We start from the raw sequence: 16,707 nt of genomic DNA, 5'->3' as shown, positions 1-16,707 counted from the left end.
TTATTATCGTTCGGTTACCGCCGAATTCAAAATTTCTACTACTACTCCCTCGCTCGCTGGCTCCACTCGTTCTACTGAAAAAGCTGGATAGTTCTCTTCTAATGTTTGCTTAAGAGCTTCTCCTTTATTTTTCGCTGTAAAACATATGATCGCAGGTCCTGCTCCGCTTAAAGCAGCACCGTATCCACCCAGCTCATAAATCGAGTTCATAACATCTTCTAATCCGTCAACAAGTGGCAGGCGATATGGCTGGTGAAAAAGGTCGCGGGTCATCATTTGCCCGGCTAGCTCCCAATTTCCTTGCATAATCGCAGCTACTAAGACGTTTGCAAGTCCACTGCCTCTAATAGCTTCTTTAAATGGTAATTGTTCAGGCAAAATACTTCGTGCTTTTTTTGTAAGCAATTCTTTATCAGGTACGAGCATCACAAGATCAATTTCAGGTACACCGCAGTAGACAACATCCGTACGTTCAGTGCTGTGGCTTCCGACAATGAGTCCGCCATAAATTGATGGTGCTACATTATCAGGGTGTCCTTCCCAAAGACTTGCAAATCTCACTTTTTCATCGGTCGTTAAGTTTGCTTTTAACAGTTGGTTAGCCAGTTCAATCCCGGCAACGATGGCTGCTGCACTACTTCCAAGCCCTCTAGCTAAAGGAATATTGCTGACCATTTCGACATCACAAGGATAAAGATCACCGCCAAGTTCGTGGGCAATATGTTCAGCCACTTCGTATATGAGGTTTTCTTTTCCTTCCGGTACTCCCTTTAGCTCTGGTGACTTCGAGTGAAACCTCCATTTTTGGCTCGGTTGCACGGTTAACGTTAGGTATCGGTTAACCGCAATACCGATCGAATCGAACCCTGGGCCTAAATTAGCTGAGCTTGCTGGAACCGTGATGAGCATTTTTTCTAAGCTCATTGATGCACACCGCCTTTAATATGTTCCATAAAGGCTTCCTCACTATTTGGTAGTACTAATGGTTTTACCTCGACCGTATCCATTGCTGTCGTCGGATCTTTAAGTCCATTTCCTGTCAGCACACAAACTATTTTTGAACCTTTTTTAATTTCACCTGATTGAATTTGCTTTATTAATCCTGCAATAGATGCACAAGAAGCCGGTTCCGCAAAGACACCTTCACGACTTGCAAGCAATTTATAGGCTGCTAAAATTTCATCATCTGTTACATAATCGATCTTTCCGTTTGATTCATCGGCTGCTGCTACTGCCTGTTTCCAGCTTGCAGGGTTACCAATGCGGATCGCTGTAGCGATTGTTTCTGGCTCTTCGATCACTTCATTTTGGACAATCGCTGCTGCACCTTCTGCCTCAAATCCTCGCATTTCTGGAAGACCTGTTTGCTTATGCTCATTGTATTCTTTAAACCCTTTCCAATAAGCTGTAATATTTCCGGCATTACCTACTGGGATCGCTAATACATCTGGCGCTTGACCGAGGGCATCGCAAATTTCAAAAGCAGCTGTTTTCTGACCCTCGATACGGTAAGGATTAACTGAGTTGACGAGTGTAATCGGTTCTTGTTCACTAATTTTACGGACTATATCTAAGGCATTATCAAAGTTTCCTTTAATCTCGAGCACTTCTGCGCCATACATCACCGCTTGAGCTAGCTTTCCAAGCGCGATTTTACCTTCTGGAATAACGACAATGCATCGAAGTCCTGCTCGTGCTCCGTATGCCGCAGCCGCCGCAGATGTATTTCCTGTAGAAGCACAAATGATCGTTTGACTACCTTCTTCTTTTGCTTTAGCAACTGCCATCACCATTCCACGGTCTTTAAAAGATCCCGTTGGATTTGCTCCCTCTACTTTTACATACACTTCGACGCCCCATTCTTTCGATAAATTTTCTAATGGAATAAGTGGTGTATTTCCTTCGCGTAATGACAGCATCGGTGTATTCTCATTTATCGGTAAAAATTGCTTATACTCTTCTAGTAAACCTTTCCACTGACTCATAATTATTTTCCTCCCTCAACACGGTAACTACTTTCAACAGATTGAACAACATCCAGTTGATTTAGCGCTTGGTAAATGTCTTCGTACGTTTTTTTACTTGTCGTATGCGTAATAATAATAATTTCAGCTAGATCTGCTTCCTTGATTGGTAATTGTAATAATTTCTCAAAACTTACACCGTGTTCTGCAAACAGTGATGTAATCGCCGAAAATGTTCCGGCCTTATCCACAACATGTAAACGCAAAAAGTACTTCGATTGAATTTCTTCGTCTGTCTTTAATTCTTTATGATAAAGTGGAGCAATGACATTTCGTCCTGTTACTCCTAGTCGCATATTTTTCATCACTGTCACAAGGTCAGATACGATCGCTGTTGCTGTCGGTAGGGACCCCGCTCCAGGTCCGTAGAACATCGTCTCGCCTACTGCCTCGCCGTACACGTAAACCGCATTGAACTCATCATTAACGGCTGCTAATGGATGTTCAGTCGGTAATAACGTCGGTTGAACACTCACTTCCACTCTTCCATCACTTCGGTGCGCTAACCCGATTAATTTCATTGTATAGCCGAGCTGATCACAATAATGAAGATCTTCTTGTGTAATGGTCGTAATCCCGCGTACAACGACATCCTCAAGTTTTACGTTCATTGAGAAGCCTAATGTGGCTAAGATGGCCATCTTCCTTGCTGCATCAAGGCCTTCAACATCTGACGTAGGGTCCGCTTCAGCAAAACCTAATTCTTGTGCTTCTTTTAAAACGTCTTCATAGGAACTGCCTTGCTTACTCATTTTCGTTAAAATGAAATTCGTCGTTCCGTTGACGATCCCCATCATTTTTGTAATTCGATCAGAAGCTAACCCTTCTGATAAACTGCGAATGATCGGAATCCCACCTGCTACACTTGCTTCATAATACAAATCGCAACCATTTTCTTGAGCAATCTTTAATAACTCTGCACCATGCAGTGCCATTAAATCTTTATTGGCGGTTACGACATGTTTTTTATTTTGCAATGAGCGAACAATATAGGCTTTTGCTTCTTTTACTCCCCCCATGACTTCAATGACTACGTCAATATTTGGGTTATCAATAACCTCTTCAGGGTTCTCGGTTAATTTATTTTCATCGATTTCTACATCTCTCTTTTTATCAAGGGAACGCACAAGTACTTTACCTACCGTCACTGGACACCCTACTTGATGCATTAATTCTTCTTGGTGTCCTTCTACAATTTTAATGACCCCCGTACCGACTGTTCCTAGGCCAAGTAAACCAATTGAAATTCCGTTCACATTCCCCACTCCTCAACATAGGTTTTATCCTTTATATGTGTATTCAGAATAAACAAATGTATATCTATAATGGACATTATAATTCTACTGCCACTCATTTACAAGGGTTTATTTGAATTATTTTTCAATTAAAATAATTCTAACATATTGTGGTGCTTTCGATTATAAAGAATTGATGAACAATATGAACTTAATGGTTATGGGGGCAGTTAAATTACAAATAGGGTAGGCTAGAAGAGGTTAGTAAAGGTCTTGTGATCTTAAAAAATCTACGCATTTCAATTATCGGTGTAACTGGCGATTTATCGGTGCAGTTTCAAATATATCGGCGTAACTCACGATTTATCGGCGCAATTTCAAATATTCGGCGTAACTGTTTATTCTTGTGTCATTCATGCTATATGTAGAGCGATATTTTTTCATACAAAAAAGCAAGGACAGCCTTTATCGCCGTCCCTTGCCCCTTATTTCAGCTTTTCTATAATGATCTCATATAGTTGCTCAGGTGTTGATGCTCTTAATCGCTCTCCATTCAGCACGCAGTGAAATTCCTCGGAGCACTGATGGCAATTTCCAATACAATTGAACGTTTCGACCTTGACGTTCGGCCGTTTTTCCAGCTTTGAAAAGATGGCTTCGCTGCCGTTTAATCGATTTATAAAACAACATTCCATTTGATGAGCCATTCTAAACTCCTAATTCTTTTAAATTAACCGCTGCAATCGGTTGTTCTCCTTTTAAGGATCGAACAATATTTTGCACCGTCATTTTGACCATTGCATCTCTCGTTTCCACGGTTGCGCTACCAATATGAGGGATCGCGACAACGTTTGGCAGCTGCACTAGCGGATGGTTGACTCGAATCGGTTCTTTGGCAAAAACATCTAGTCCTGCCCCTTTTATAACACCGTTTTTCAGTGCTTCTTCAAGGTCAGACTCGTTAACTAATCCGCCTCTTGATGCATTAATAAAAATCGCAGAATCCTTCATTTGCTGAAACGCCTTTGCATTGAATATTTCCTTCGTTTCTGGTGTGAGCGGTGCCAAACAGACGACATAATCGGATTGTTTCAATAACTCTTCAAATGTACAATACTGTGCGCCTATTTCTTGTTCAGCCACTGCTTTTCTTGAGCGGTTGTGATATAAAATATTCATATCGAAACCTTTGGCGCGCCTCGCAACAGCTTCACCAATCCGCCCCATCCCGACAATTCCAATCGTTTTATGATGGACATCTGTTCCGGCAAGTAAATAGGGACTCCACTGGCTCCATTCGTCGTTCTTAACATAGCTTGCGGCCTCAGGAATTCGGCGTGCTGTTGCAAGTAACAGTGCGAAAGTTAAATCAGCTGTTGTATCTGTCAGTACGTCCGGTGTGTGACCAACGACAATTCCTTTGCTCGTTGCAAGCCGGACATCAATATTGTCATATCCTACGGCCATATTGGCGATTACTTTTAAATTAGGGCAGTTTGAGAGTTGTTCGGAACCTATTGGATCAGAGACGAGTGAAAATACCGCGTCAGCTCGTTCTAGCTCTTCTTTTAAAATGTTATTTGGAACGGGGACATCTTCATGCTCCCACATCTTGACTTCAGCCATTTCGTATAGCTCGGTAAGTAGTTGTTCTGGAATTTTTCTCGTAATAAAAACGTATGGCTTCATGTATTGATTCCTGCCTTTTTGTAATGATCTTCTCATATCTGCTGGAGCCAATCAACCCTTGGAACACGTGTGATCATTTCGCTATTTGCCATTAACTGATGAAAGTCAGACAAAAACGTTTGATTTCGCTGTTCTCGGTCAAGTAAATGAAAAAACTTTTCCCCATAATACAGTCGCTCTTCTTTTAATTGAGTTCCGTAGTAATTTTCTAACGTTTCAAAATACTTTAACGGAAATAATAATCTTGCGTAAATCAGTCTCCATGAGTAGGAAGTTAGCGGCTTGACACTTTCATAATCATATATAAACTTTAATAAATTTGTCTCTGAAAATTCTTCTCCATGAAATTCGTGTCTGATCCATTCCGCAACATCCCGACTTGGATGATCGATGATAAAATGTGATGGAAGCTTAATCAGGGATTGAGCAGTGTTCGGTGAAGTAAGCCAGGATCGGTCCGTAAAACAATTGTGACATATCACCGGTTGTTCATTCCCGCGATACGGTTCATCAATATCACTATCGGCAACAAATTGAATGGCGTTCTCAGTAAGTCCCATATAGTAAGGAAAACTCATTAAAAAGGCATCGTCCACTTCAGTTTGCGGCAGCCGCTGTAACATCGTTTGGTACCACTGCTCGAGTTGTGTTAATCTCTTTTCCCAAATAAACTTCCATTGCCCATAGTAATTAGCCGTCGACTGGGCTGCAGCCTGGATATTACTGCCCTTATAATGAAAAAAGGCAAGCGAGCGCCCTGTACTTTCTTCAGCTTCAGCTCTCCACTCCGCTTCGCTTTTTGGAAGCTTAAACAAAAATCCATCTACCCCGTCAACTAAAGCTACCGCCTGATTATGAACCGTTCGAATAATGTCAGCTACGCCACGTTCTCCAGTTGTTTTTAGATGTTCAGTCATTACTATCATGTCTTGAATGGATTGGCCTGCTGTAAATTCAATAGGCACAAATACGTAATACTCCCGATTCGCTTCAAACCCTTCAAGATCGCCCAACATAAACCGTTCCTCACAGTACAGCTGATAATGGTCGTAGATATTGCGCTCAAACATGTTTGATTCACTCCTCGTCAGCCTACTTCATAATATAGTCTATGACCCAGGTTTCAAAAAGTGTAACTATAGATTAGGCTCGTTGTCATTATGACAAGTATGTTTTTTTAGTAGCAACATACACTAAACACTATACGGGTATTTTATTTGAAGACTGTTGCTGATATTATGAATGAGGTGATGTAGATGAAAGAAGAGTATAACCTCGAGGAAGTCGCAAGAAAATCTCTGGAAGAACGCGGGGTTACTTTAGACGATATTGCCGATCTTGTTTATTTTTTACAAGTGAAATATCATCCTAATTTAGATATTGATGAGTGCAAGCTGAATGTCGATCGCGTCCTTTCTAAAAGAGAAGTGCAAAATGCGATTATAACAGGGATTCAACTAGACAAATTAGCGGAAAAGAAATTAATCGAGGAACCGCTGTTAAGTATTATTGAAAGTGATGAAGGCCTCTACGGAGTTGATGAAATCATTGCTTTATCCATTGTTAACGTTTATGGTTCAATTGGATTTACGAATTACGGATACATCGATAAACAAAAGCCAGGCATCCTTGAAAAGTTGAATGATAAAGAATCAAAGGAATGTCATACGTTTTTAGACGACATCGTCGGTGCGATCGCTGCTGCTGCATCTAGTCGTTTAGCCCACCGCGCCGCAAACTGCGAATAATGTTTATTTGGTACCTGGCACCTTTAGTACACTAAAGGTGCCAGGTACCGTTTTTTTGTAGAGGTACCTTATTCTTCTGCAAACACATATTCGGCTAGCGAGTCTACTGAATAGGTTGGCTGATCTTTCATTTTCTTCAAATCTTCTTTTGAAGTAACTCCTGTATGTACAATCAGTGTATCGATACCTGCTCGAATACCAGCCATAATGTCTGTATCATAGTTGTCGCCAATCATTAACGTCTCTTCTTTACTCGTTCCTAATCGTTCTAAAGCCTGTTCAATAATAATCGACTCTGGCTTTCCTATGAACGTTGGGGTTACTCCAGTCGAAACGGCGACGACTGACGTGAGCGAACCATTCCCGGGTAAAAGTCCTCTTTCGGTCGGTATCGCTTTATCTCCGTTCGTCGAGATAAATGTCGCTCCATTTCTTACGTGTAAGCAAGCCTTCGCAAACTTCTCATACGTAACTTCTCGGTCAATTCCCATCACGACAACGTTTGCTTCTTCTACCGTCAACTCTAACCCTCTCGATTTCAATGCTTGTTCTAAGCCAACTTCACCAATCATGAACACTTTCGGCTCTGACGCAACTTGGGCAATATAGTTGGCTGTCGCCATACTTGTCGTAAAGACGTGCTCACTTGTACACTGAACCCCCATTTGTTTTAAGGTTTCAGCCACTTGCTCAGGTGTCTTTGACGAATTATTCGTCACAAATAAGTAAGGAAGCCCGGATTGATGAATTGTATTAATCCAGTCCACCGCTTCTTCAATTCGCTCCTTGCCTCGATATACCGTACCATCTAAGTCAATTAAAAAACCCTTATATTTTTTCATAAAAACCCCTTTTATTGTTGGGTACCAGGCACCTTTAATCCACTGCTTCACTAAAGGTGCCTGGTACCTTTAGTACTTTAATTCATCATTATTATAGTCATTATGGGTGAAAAAAAGAAGTATAGCTTCAGCTATACTTCTTTACTCGTTGTTTTCAGGTGCTTTAATTTTATAATAACAATGCGGTGTTTCGTTGATGGCCATACATGTTTCGCATTCGATGTCCTTCGTTTCTAGCAACTCTTGAAACAGGGATTGCTCACATGCACACGCTACAGGATATTCATTGGCAATTTGCGAAATCGGACAGTTGTATTCTTTGAAGTGGATGGTGCCGTCATCTGACTTTTCCCATTCCACCATATATCCATTATTCGACTGAAAGTCAGCTAATTCTTTGATCCGCTCCTCAAAACTTTTGCCTTTAAAGCGATCTTCTAGCTCTTCTTTCATCCGCTGCTTCCGTAATTCAAACAACTGATCTATCATTTGTTTACCGCTTAATTTTTCAATATCTTTTAAGAAGCCTAGTGTGAGTGAAGCATAATTGCGCGGGAATAATTCTTCACCCTCTTGTGACAATGAATACATTGTTGTAGGTCTTCCCATGGCTTGCCTTACCATTTTCGTTTCAACGACATTATCTCTTTCTAACGTCCCTAAATGTCTTCTCACAGCCATTTCTGTAATCCCAAGATGACTGGCTAGATTAGCAACCGTTAGACTTTTATGTTTTTTTAGCAATTGTAAAATTTGCTCTCGAGTCGAGGAGGCTGTACTATCCATCCTAACACCACCTTCCTCTATATTGTATTCGATTTATTATATTATGTAAATTTTTAAATAAAAATGTATAGAAAATAGGAAAAGAAGGACAACTTCCATCAATTAGACCTGCATTAGGAGGATGAAAATCAATCAATTTTCACAATACACTTTCAACACAACTAACTTCACCAATACAAATAGAGACGAAAAACAGTGCATTTTTATAGCACTTTTCTCGCCTCAATGATTTTTCTTTAATATTTGTATTTTTTAAGCATCTTAACTATAACTTGGCCTTTTTGCACTAAATGCTTGTCTATTCTTTTGGAAGAAACGCCGATACCGGTCCTAGCTCTGCCTCAAGATAATGACGTACAGCTCCTGGGAACGCTTCAATAGCTTCAACATTTTCCTCTAAGATGTTGAGAAGTTTACTATGGTCAACCGTTACATAAGCTTGTACGAGTGGCTTCCGGAAACGAATTACATGTCTTAACTGCTCAGATGCGCTTGCATCTACTACTTTCTCATCTTCGAGAATGTCAATAATGTCCTCATAACTCCCGGGGTCTCTCATAATAAACCCGTCAATCATAGCATTTCCTACATCAATAATCGACTCAATTAGATTGTGGCCAATTCTTTCTAATGCTAACTTTTCTATGTCTGACTCCCATGTTGACTGATTTCGGTATCTACTAAGCAACACTTCAATATGAGTTAACGTATTTTCAATTTTTTCACGGTCTACGAAATACATTTTGATCACCCGATATTCTTATTTTTTATCATAAAAGCTACCAACTATCTCTCCTCATTAGTATAACATATTCATTTCATATCCTAGACTTTGATTTATTTTTTTCGATATTTGTTCCATACTATTTCCTTATTATTGTTGATTTTGTTATGATTAAACATGACTAAACATATAAAGAGCTTTAGAACTGGAGGAGAATACATTGGATCGTGAACTTGCACTAGAGATCGTCCGAGTTACAGAAGCAGCTGCTCTTGCATCCGCACAATGGCTTGGCCGCGGGAAGAAAAATGAAGCAGATGATGCGGCTACCACAGCGATGCGCGCCATGTTTGATTCCGTCAATTGCAAAGGCGAAGTTGTCATTGGTGAAGGGGAACTAGATGAAGCACCAATGCTTTATATAGGTGAAAAAGTTGGTAGCGGAAATGGACCTGAAGTCGATATTGCAGTAGACCCACTTGAAGGTACAAGTATTGTCGCTAAAGGGCATCCGAATGCGATGGCTGTTATCGCTGTGGCAGATAAAGGAACATTACTGCATGCACCAGATATGTATATGGAAAAAATCGCTGTTGGTCCTAAAGCAGCAGGACTTGTCCGCATTGATGATCCGATTGAAAAAACGATCGATATTATTGCTAAAATGACAAACAAGCGAATTCATGATGTAACCGTCATCATCCAAGAACGTGAACGCCATGCTGAACTGATTGAAAGAGTTCGTCAAAAAGGCGCACGTGTGAAATTGTTTGGAGATGGAGATGTTGGTGCTTCAATCGCTACAGCATTACCGCATACAGGAATTGATCTATTTGTCGGTATCGGCGGCGCTCCTGAGGGTGTTATCTCTGCAGCTGCTATTAAAGCACTTGGCGGTGACATGCAAGCTCGCCTTAAACCACAAGACGAAGCTGAATACGAACGTTGCAAACGAATGGGGCTTGAAGATCCACATCAAATTTTAACACTCGATGATCTCGTGCGTGGCGACGATGCTATTTTTGCTGCAACTGGGGTCTCTTCTGGGGAATTGCTTCAAGGTGTCCGCTTTTTAGGCGGCGATTTAGTTGAAACCGATTCGATCGTGATGCGTGCCAAAACAAAGACCGTTCGATATATCAAAGCGCACCATCATTTAGAATACAAGCCGCATTTACAAATGCATAACTCATAGAGGTGATAAAATAATGGCAGAACGTTTTTTCTTATATGATGATGAAGAATCAACCAAAACACGATATGTAAGCTTTATGGGCGAAAATCAACGCTTTGATCTCGCCATCGTTAAAACGACTCGGCACTACGGAAAACAGCTTATTTTAGACATGCAATCGAACCGTTTTGCAATTATCGGCCAAGACGATTTAGATGAGCCTGGTTATCTCGAGCATGTTTACAAGCTGAATGATGAAGATGCAGAAGAGCTTCGTTCATTTCTGCAGGAAATGATGTAATTAAAGCAGGGAAAGCCATTTTATATGTGGTGAACTGTGCGGATTACATTTTAACGGACTCACAGGCCCTTATTTATGCTAAAACAACATTTTTTGAACTTTAGCGGACTCCAAGGTCCTTATATGATCTAATTATACTTCAAAACAGCTATTTTATAGCAAATAAGGGCTTCTCAGTCCGCTTAGCTACTCATGAATACGATTTTTCCTTGAATAAGGGCCTCTCAGTCCTCTTAACCTTACTTCAGCTAATAACTAGTTCGGTTGGGACGCTCAGTAAGTTCTATCTGTAGCTGTTCTAACGAGGAACCCCAACTTGAGGCCGACGCGGGTCCTTAGTCGAAGGTCATCTTCGGCAGCTATTCCCGCACTTTTTGAACATCTGCTTCCAATCAAGTTCAAAAAGGAGGACAAAAAGAGCAAAGAAGTTCGAGGCGACGCAGGTGCGAGTAGCGCAGCGTATGCTTTTAATACGTGAGCAACGCAGAAGCAAGGCAACGAAGAAATTCGTAGCTATTTTTCCCGGACTTTTTGAACATCTGCTTTAAGGCTAAAAACCACCTCTTAGGGTACTCTAACCATAGGAGGTGGTTTTATTATGGATGAACAACACCCGCAGCGAAAAGATAAAGAACAAGTGACCGAGGCGTCGTACACAGACTTCTCTAATGTCGAGACCCAACGTAACTTTATTTTTCCAGAAACCTTGCCTGAAGGTCCATATGGTTCTCCGGTTAATCGTCCATTAGGGAAAAGTACTCCTTGGCGTGAAGGGCAACGAAGTTATAGTGCGTTTAACTATGAATTTAAATCACTTCACCAAAACTTACCACGTCAATTTCCGGGTGCTCACCCCACGCATGATGATCCTGATAAAAACGAAGAACCACCCTATACGAGCAAGTAAACAACAAAACAGTGAGGACCGAATGCCTCACTGTTTTATCAATGCAATATATCATATTTTAAAATACGAACTCAACAATTGTTAAGTACATAGTTGCTGTTCAAAAAAACTCACTGATATGGATCATATTGGCGGTTCTAGATGAAAACTTAACTCGGTGTTATGTATTCCTGTTTGTCGTTCAAGACCAGCTCAGTCATTTAGACACAAAGAGTTTCCCCTTAATTTTTCCGACCTTCTTTTACTCGTTTTAATACAAAATAAGGACAGCCGAAATTGCAGTATTCATACAAATACTCCGAAAGCGTACTAATTTTATTATCATAATTGGACTTTTTATTGGCGTCTTCAAAAAAACCTCTTAAGCGGAGTTGACTGTACCCCCAGTCGCCTACAATATAATCATATTTATTTAAAACATCACTGTAACGCTCGATGAATTCCTCTTCATTCCAGCCGTTACGGACATCTTCTATAATTTCAAAGCTCAAGCCTTGTACCCGAACCATAAGGATCCCACCTTCTTTAAATCATTCATTTCATTTTACCATAAACTGAAACTTCATGACATCCGCAGTATTCTATCAGCACTGTTTCGTTCCAGATTAACCATTATTTTCATTCATTAAAAATAGCAACAGACGCTCAACCTATAAAAGAGATCTTTCAATATTCATTTTTGGACTTTAGTAAAGGTACTTAATCGTACAAATTTTTAGGAGGAGGGTCGTCTTAATGAAAAAGAAAATAATCACTGCTTGTGTACTTTCTTCGATGCTAATTACTTCAGGCTGTCAAACGATGATGGGAAACGAAGCTCCAAACATGCAGCAACAAGCAAGACATACTAAATATAACCCATCTGGTGGTGGCGCTAGCATCCTTCATTCTGAACGGAACGGAGTTCAAAACCCTGAGCATGCACAATTCGGTTATGTCCGCCATCAAAAAGCTCAGGAACAGCGTGAACATCGTGAGCCTGATGCTGCTTATATAGACCGTGACCTGCTTGCAGATGCTATCAGTAAAATGGCCGTCTATCTTCCGCAAGTTGAAGAATGCGGTACGCTCGTTACGGATAGATACATTCTGGTCGCTTATTCAGCTAATGCGGTAGAAAATAGAGACGATGTTGCTTTGCAAGTAAAAGTTACTGCTCAATCAATGGCACCAAGGTACTTAGACGTTTTTGTAACAGATAATCCAGAAATGATGGAAGACATTGAACGTTTTGGTAACTTAAGCAGTTTAACACCGCGTGTGGACGAACTGTTAGAACAGCAAATTCGAGACATGGATCCTATTTTCCCTAACCTAGAGCGCTTGCAAGAAGCTGGCGATCCAGATATGCAATATGAAGCACCTTATCCAATCCGACGTGATCAGCAATTACCAGAAGATGAAGGACAAGAGGAAGCATAATTCGCATTACGCCTAACATTTATTTAAGGCTATCCTTTAAACGTCTCTCCCTAATAAGAGCCAGGAAACAATTTTTTTGTTACCTGGCTCAAGGGATAGTCATTTTATAATTTTTAAAAGTTACTTTTAAGAGTTCGCCTCTTTTTCAATGACTTTTGAAGCTTCTTGATTCACTTGGGCTTCATTTACTTGTTCATCCGCATGGTAAGAAGATCTTACGAGTGGGCCTGCTTCACAATGACTAAATCCTTTAGACATCGCAATTTCTCGTAACTCAGCAAATTCATCTGGGTGGTAATATTTCACAACTTTCAAATGCTTTTTCGTCGGTTGAAGATATTGACCAATTGTCATGATATCTACATCATTGGCACGTAGATCATCCATCGTTTCGATAATCTCTTCTTTCGTTTCACCAAGTCCAATCATTAAACTTGATTTGGTTGGAATATCGGGATGGAGTTCCTTCGCTCTTTTAAGGAACTCAAGTGATCTCTCATACGTTGCACGTGCTCGAACTCTTGGTGTAAGTCGTTTTACGGTCTCGATATTATGGTTTAAGATATTTGGTCTTGCATCCATTAACGTTTTTACATTCTCATATTCGCCCATCATATCAGACGGAAGCACTTCTATTGTTGTAAAAGGATTTTTTCTGCGAACCGCTCGAACCGTTTCAGCAAACACTGCAGCCCCGCCATCTTTAAGATCATCACGTGCTACTGCAGTAATAACCGCATGCTTTAAGTTCATCAGTTGAACTGAGTCTGCAACACGCTCAGGTTCTTGCCAATCTAATTCAGTCGGAAGGCCTGTTTTTACTGCACAGAAACGACATGCTCGCGTACATACGTCTCCTAGGATCATAAAAGTTGCTGTTTTTCGCTCTGCCCAGCATTCGTGAATGTTTGGACAACGTGCTTCTTCACAAACCGTATGTAAATTGTTTTCACGCATCATTTTCTTTAAGCCCGTATAAGTTTCATTTGTATTCAACTTTATTTTCAACCATTCCGGTTTACGAATATGTTCTTCTTTTTTTGCCATGGAATCGTTCACTCCAACTTATTATTTTATTATACTAATGTATCACGTTTTACCTTGTACTCACAAATACCTTGCTAGATTACCAATAATTAACTCAGATTATTTTCCAAATAAATTACAAACTAACATTATAAGCTTTTACAGATGAAACCAACATGTAACACCCACTAGAAAGGAGAATAACATAATGCTAAAAAAGTTTGCAATCATTTTTGCCGTTATTCCTTTTCTGTTTGCTGTATTCCACCCTTACAGTGTACTTGGAGAACAGAAAACCGAATCAAAATATGAACGACGAATGGACCTCTATAAAAAGGTTGAAACTTTAACGAACATTCCTTGGAATTATTTAGCGGCTGTCGATACGTACGAACGGGGATTACGAAAAGCTAGACGAGACCGTCCCGAGGAAGAAGGAGTTATAGGCATTTATTACTCCCCGGAACAATGGGTCGGTCCGTTAAACCCTAATCTAGAAGATACAGACCCAATCTCCATCAGCTTATTTGGCGGTAAAGGACTAGATGGTAATGGGGATGGCATTGCTGACAGAAATGATGATGAAGATGTCCTCTATACGATGGCTAAACATTTAGAGTCCTATGGCTTTGATTTTGAAGATTTTCGAATTGCGCTATGGGAACATTATCATCGTGACCAAAGTGTAAATATCATTACAGGACATGCAAAGGTATACGAAAAGTTCGGTAACCTTGAGTTGACGACGAATGCGTTCCCAGTGCCACTTAACCATAATTATAGTTACCGCAGTACTTGGGGTGATCGTCGTGGTTGGGGTGGTCGCAGAATTCACGAAGGAACCGATATATTTGCTAATTACAATGTTCCTGTTCGGTCAACGACATACGGCGTAGTCGAATTAAAAGGCTGGAATCGATATGGCGGCTGGCGTATTGGGATTCGGGATCTAAATAACATTTATCACTATTACGCTCATTTAAGTGGCTTTGAAAAAGGCATTGATCCAGGAACCGTTGTTGAACCCGGACAAGTCATAGGATATGTGGGCAGTTCAGGTTACGGAAAACCAGGAACACAAGGAAAGTTCCCACCTCACCTTCACTACGGTATGTATCGTGATAATGGCATAACAGAATGGTCATTTGACCCTTATCCTTCGTTGAGATCTTGGGAAAAGAAAGAACGTGCTGCACGTAGAAAACGATAAGTTTTTTAATGAGCATGATTTTGCAGTATCCAGCTAAAAAATGACCATCTAAAATGAATACGAATATAATTGAGAATGTTAACAAAAAAAGACCTGCCCATCAGTCAGTTATATTGACATGGGCAGGCTTTTTCTAACCTAATTATCCAAAAATGTTTTGTAATAAAATCCACAGGATCCCAAGTGGTGCAATGATACGGATGAACCATAACCAAACGATACCAATAACAGAATCTGTAAGACCTGTTTCTCTAAGAGCATCGATTTTATTCCAACCCCAACCTACAAATAGGGCAACAAATAATCCACCAAGAGGTAATGTGTATTGATCTGTAATTGTATCAATTAAATCTAAGAATGGTAAACCAAAGATTAACCAGTCACCTAATGGGCCATATTGACTTAATGCTGACGGTACACCAAGTGCAGTAACTAAGATACCCGCAATAAGAGTTGCTTTCCTACGAGACCAATTCAAACTACGCATTACATAAGATACACTAACTTCTAATAAAGAGATTGCTGATGAAAGTGCAGCAATTCCGATTAAGAAGAATAACACAATCGCAAAGAACGTACCCCCTGCTCCCATTTGAGCGAATACTTCAGGAAGTGTAATGAAGATTAAACCAGGACCTGCTGCTGGATCTAACGCAAATGTAAATACGGCAGGGAAAATCATAATACCAGCAACAATCGCAAATAACGTATCTAAAGTTACTACCGTACCAGCTGCACTTGGAAGGCTAGCATTTTTCGGTAAATAACTTGCATAAGTGATCATTGCACCCATACCAAGTGATAATGTGAAGAATGCCTGACCAACAGCTGCAGAATATACACTTGGATTAGCAAATGCACTCCAGTCTGGAGTAAATAAGAACGCTAATGCATCACCAGCACCATCTAAAGTTAAACTGTAACCAGCTAAAATAATAATTAATAAAGCAAGTAATGGCATGAAAATCTTATTTGATAATTCGATACCTTTTTTAACTCCAAAGAATACAATTCCAATTACAATGGCCATAAATAAAACTTGCCAGAATACCGGGGCACCATTGGCATTCCCAATAAAGCCTACAAAGAAGTCCGCATATTCGCCTTCTGGTACAGCCTGAGCAGTACCTGTTAAATAACTAAAGAAATAGTAAGCAACCCAACCTGCGATAACCCCATAGAATGATAAAATTAGAAATGATGTTAGTACTCCTAAAATACCACCAATTGCCCAAGGCTTACCTGGTGCAATTTTTGTAAATGATCCAATAGCATCGGATTGCCCTCTTCTACCGATTGAAAATTCTGCGAGTAATACTGGAAGACCCACTAAAAGAATACATAAAACGTAAATGATTAAAAATGCTGCTCCTCCACTCTCACCAGTTACATAAGAAAAACGCCAAATGTTACCTAAACCTACCGCTGAACCGACTGCTGCTAGAATAAACCCAGCACGTGTGCCCCATTGTTCACGTTCGTTCATTTCCATAACCCCTTTCTCTTTTTTCTGAATTTTCTATCTGTCAATAGCAAGTATATTCTACTTTTTCTAAGATAGTCTAGCGAAATATATTATTTTTAAAAATATTATGAATATTCAACTCAGACGAATTTCA

Annotated in this window: 18 protein-coding genes; 6 read left to right on the top strand and 12 right to left on the bottom strand. The window is 40.2% G+C overall.

Translation table 11 applies throughout. The features are described 5' to 3' along the window. Window positions 1–3: 3 nt before the first annotated feature. The 6 genes from thrB to yutH all read right to left on the bottom strand — a co-directional run bounded on the left by thrB (window position 4) and on the right by yutH (window position 6,018). The gene (gene thrB / locus N7Z68_RS18380) at window positions 4–924 is read right to left on the bottom strand and encodes a homoserine kinase (RefSeq protein WP_275119935.1); all 921 of its coding nucleotides are present in this window, start codon (window positions 922–924) and stop codon (window positions 4–6) included. Next, window positions 921–1,985: a threonine synthase gene (thrC, locus tag N7Z68_RS18375; protein ID WP_275119934.1), complete on the bottom strand. Its 1,065-nt coding sequence runs from the start codon at window positions 1,983–1,985 to the stop codon at window positions 921–923. Before thrC ends, thrB begins: the two co-directional genes overlap by 4 nt. Before the next feature lie 2 nt (window positions 1,986–1,987). Beyond that, window positions 1,988–3,280 carry a homoserine dehydrogenase gene (locus N7Z68_RS18370; protein WP_275119933.1) on the bottom strand — a complete coding sequence of 431 codons (1,293 nt, stop codon included), beginning with the start codon at window positions 3,278–3,280 and terminating at the stop codon, window positions 1,988–1,990. Between the two features lie 464 nt (window positions 3,281–3,744). Then, entirely contained in the window at window positions 3,745–3,966 is a 222-nt protein-coding gene (locus tag N7Z68_RS18365) for a DUF1450 domain-containing protein (RefSeq protein ID WP_275119932.1), read from the bottom strand. A 1-nt stretch (window position 3,967) separates the two neighbouring features. After that, on the bottom strand, window positions 3,968–4,948 hold the full coding sequence (locus N7Z68_RS18360; protein ID WP_275119931.1) for a 2-hydroxyacid dehydrogenase: 981 nt from the start codon (window positions 4,946–4,948) through the stop codon (window positions 3,968–3,970). 32 nt (window positions 4,949–4,980) lie between these two features. Continuing rightward, window positions 4,981–6,018, bottom strand: a complete 1,038-nt coding sequence (gene yutH, locus N7Z68_RS18355; protein ID WP_275119930.1) for a spore coat putative kinase YutH — start codon at window positions 6,016–6,018, stop codon at window positions 4,981–4,983. 186 nt (window positions 6,019–6,204) lie between these two features. On the opposite strand from yutH, the gene N7Z68_RS18350 reads away from it, so the two are divergent. Further along, the gene (locus N7Z68_RS18350) at window positions 6,205–6,696 is read left to right on the top strand and encodes a phosphatidylglycerophosphatase A family protein (protein WP_275119929.1); all 492 of its coding nucleotides are present in this window, start codon (window positions 6,205–6,207) and stop codon (window positions 6,694–6,696) included. A gap of 68 nt (window positions 6,697–6,764) precedes the next feature. Here the strand turns inward: N7Z68_RS18350 and N7Z68_RS18345 are convergent, their stop codons facing one another. From N7Z68_RS18345 to N7Z68_RS18335, 3 genes are all read right to left on the bottom strand, one after another. Beyond that, entirely contained in the window at window positions 6,765–7,538 is a 774-nt protein-coding gene (locus tag N7Z68_RS18345; protein ID WP_275119928.1) for a TIGR01457 family HAD-type hydrolase, read from the bottom strand. A 141-nt stretch (window positions 7,539–7,679) separates the two neighbouring features. Beyond that, complete coding sequence (locus N7Z68_RS18340; RefSeq protein ID WP_275119927.1) at window positions 7,680–8,324, bottom strand: helix-turn-helix transcriptional regulator; 645 nt, start codon at window positions 8,322–8,324, stop codon at window positions 7,680–7,682. Between the two features lie 298 nt (window positions 8,325–8,622). Continuing rightward, entirely contained in the window at window positions 8,623–9,066 is a 444-nt protein-coding gene (locus N7Z68_RS18335) for a DUF86 domain-containing protein (protein WP_275119926.1), read from the bottom strand. A gap of 202 nt (window positions 9,067–9,268) precedes the next feature. Between N7Z68_RS18335 and glpX the strand changes: the two genes are divergently transcribed. The 3 genes from glpX (at window position 9,269) to N7Z68_RS18320 (ending at window position 11,430) form a co-directional block, all read left to right on the top strand. Further along, on the top strand, window positions 9,269–10,243 hold the full coding sequence (gene glpX, locus N7Z68_RS18330; protein ID WP_275119925.1) for a class II fructose-bisphosphatase: 975 nt from the start codon (window positions 9,269–9,271) through the stop codon (window positions 10,241–10,243). Window positions 10,244–10,256: 13 nt separating this feature from the next. After that, window positions 10,257–10,523 carry a DUF3055 domain-containing protein gene (locus N7Z68_RS18325; protein ID WP_275119924.1) on the top strand — a complete coding sequence of 89 codons (267 nt, stop codon included), beginning with the start codon at window positions 10,257–10,259 and terminating at the stop codon, window positions 10,521–10,523. Window positions 10,524–11,121: 598 nt separating this feature from the next. Further along, on the top strand, window positions 11,122–11,430 hold the full coding sequence (locus tag N7Z68_RS18320) for a cytosolic protein (protein ID WP_275119923.1): 309 nt from the start codon (window positions 11,122–11,124) through the stop codon (window positions 11,428–11,430). A 221-nt stretch (window positions 11,431–11,651) separates the two neighbouring features. Here the strand turns inward: N7Z68_RS18320 and N7Z68_RS18315 are convergent, their stop codons facing one another. Continuing rightward, entirely contained in the window at window positions 11,652–11,939 is a 288-nt protein-coding gene (locus N7Z68_RS18315) for a YutD family protein (RefSeq protein ID WP_275119922.1), read from the bottom strand. Between the two features lie 226 nt (window positions 11,940–12,165). On the opposite strand from N7Z68_RS18315, the gene N7Z68_RS18310 reads away from it, so the two are divergent. Then, on the top strand, window positions 12,166–12,852 hold the full coding sequence (locus N7Z68_RS18310; RefSeq protein WP_275119921.1) for a YhcN/YlaJ family sporulation lipoprotein: 687 nt from the start codon (window positions 12,166–12,168) through the stop codon (window positions 12,850–12,852). A 126-nt stretch (window positions 12,853–12,978) separates the two neighbouring features. Here N7Z68_RS18310 and lipA read toward each other — a convergent pair whose 3' ends face one another. Then, a complete protein-coding gene (gene lipA, locus N7Z68_RS18305; RefSeq protein ID WP_275119920.1) occupies window positions 12,979–13,899 on the bottom strand; it encodes a lipoyl synthase in 921 nt (306 codons plus the stop codon). A gap of 187 nt (window positions 13,900–14,086) precedes the next feature. On the opposite strand from lipA, the gene N7Z68_RS18300 reads away from it, so the two are divergent. Next, complete coding sequence (locus N7Z68_RS18300; protein WP_275119919.1) at window positions 14,087–15,088, top strand: M23 family metallopeptidase; 1,002 nt, start codon at window positions 14,087–14,089, stop codon at window positions 15,086–15,088. 142 nt (window positions 15,089–15,230) lie between these two features. Here N7Z68_RS18300 and N7Z68_RS18295 read toward each other — a convergent pair whose 3' ends face one another. Beyond that, complete coding sequence (locus N7Z68_RS18295) at window positions 15,231–16,574, bottom strand: sodium-dependent transporter (protein WP_275119918.1); 1,344 nt, start codon at window positions 16,572–16,574, stop codon at window positions 15,231–15,233. Window positions 16,575–16,707: the final 133 nt, after the last annotated feature.

The organism is Alkalihalobacterium chitinilyticum (genome assembly GCF_029028005.1).
Taxonomy (GTDB): domain Bacteria; phylum Bacillota; class Bacilli; order Bacillales; family Bacillaceae_F; genus Alkalihalobacterium; species Alkalihalobacterium chitinilyticum.
This window is presented reverse-complemented; position numbering and strand designations above follow the sequence as displayed.

Excerpts from the sequence above, each read along its gene's own strand:
- N7Z68_RS18325 (WP_275119924.1), top strand. The coding sequence starts at position 10,257 with ATGGCAGAACGTTTTTTCTTATATGATGATGAAGAATCAACCAAAACA.
- N7Z68_RS18360 (WP_275119931.1), bottom strand. The coding sequence starts at position 4,948 with ATGAAGCCATACGTTTTTATTACGAGAAAAATTCCAGAACAACTACTT.
- N7Z68_RS18365 (WP_275119932.1), bottom strand. The coding sequence starts at position 3,966 with ATGGCTCATCAAATGGAATGTTGTTTTATAAATCGATTAAACGGCAGC.
- N7Z68_RS18310 (WP_275119921.1), top strand. The coding sequence starts at position 12,166 with ATGAAAAAGAAAATAATCACTGCTTGTGTACTTTCTTCGATGCTAATT.
- thrB (WP_275119935.1), bottom strand. The coding sequence starts at position 924 with ATGAGCTTAGAAAAAATGCTCATCACGGTTCCAGCAAGCTCAGCTAAT.
- N7Z68_RS18295 (WP_275119918.1), bottom strand. The coding sequence starts at position 16,574 with ATGAACGAACGTGAACAATGGGGCACACGTGCTGGGTTTATTCTAGCA.
- N7Z68_RS18345 (WP_275119928.1), bottom strand. The coding sequence starts at position 7,538 with ATGAAAAAATATAAGGGTTTTTTAATTGACTTAGATGGTACGGTATAT.
- N7Z68_RS18340 (WP_275119927.1), bottom strand. The coding sequence starts at position 8,324 with ATGGATAGTACAGCCTCCTCGACTCGAGAGCAAATTTTACAATTGCTA.
- lipA (WP_275119920.1), bottom strand. The coding sequence starts at position 13,899 with ATGGCAAAAAAAGAAGAACATATTCGTAAACCGGAATGGTTGAAAATA.
- N7Z68_RS18315 (WP_275119922.1), bottom strand. The coding sequence starts at position 11,939 with ATGGTTCGGGTACAAGGCTTGAGCTTTGAAATTATAGAAGATGTCCGT.
- yutH (WP_275119930.1), bottom strand. The coding sequence starts at position 6,018 with ATGTTTGAGCGCAATATCTACGACCATTATCAGCTGTACTGTGAGGAA.
- N7Z68_RS18350 (WP_275119929.1), top strand. The coding sequence starts at position 6,205 with ATGAAAGAAGAGTATAACCTCGAGGAAGTCGCAAGAAAATCTCTGGAA.
- thrC (WP_275119934.1), bottom strand. The coding sequence starts at position 1,985 with ATGAGTCAGTGGAAAGGTTTACTAGAAGAGTATAAGCAATTTTTACCG.
- N7Z68_RS18335 (WP_275119926.1), bottom strand. The coding sequence starts at position 9,066 with ATGTATTTCGTAGACCGTGAAAAAATTGAAAATACGTTAACTCATATT.
- N7Z68_RS18300 (WP_275119919.1), top strand. The coding sequence starts at position 14,087 with ATGCTAAAAAAGTTTGCAATCATTTTTGCCGTTATTCCTTTTCTGTTT.
- N7Z68_RS18320 (WP_275119923.1), top strand. The coding sequence starts at position 11,122 with ATGGATGAACAACACCCGCAGCGAAAAGATAAAGAACAAGTGACCGAG.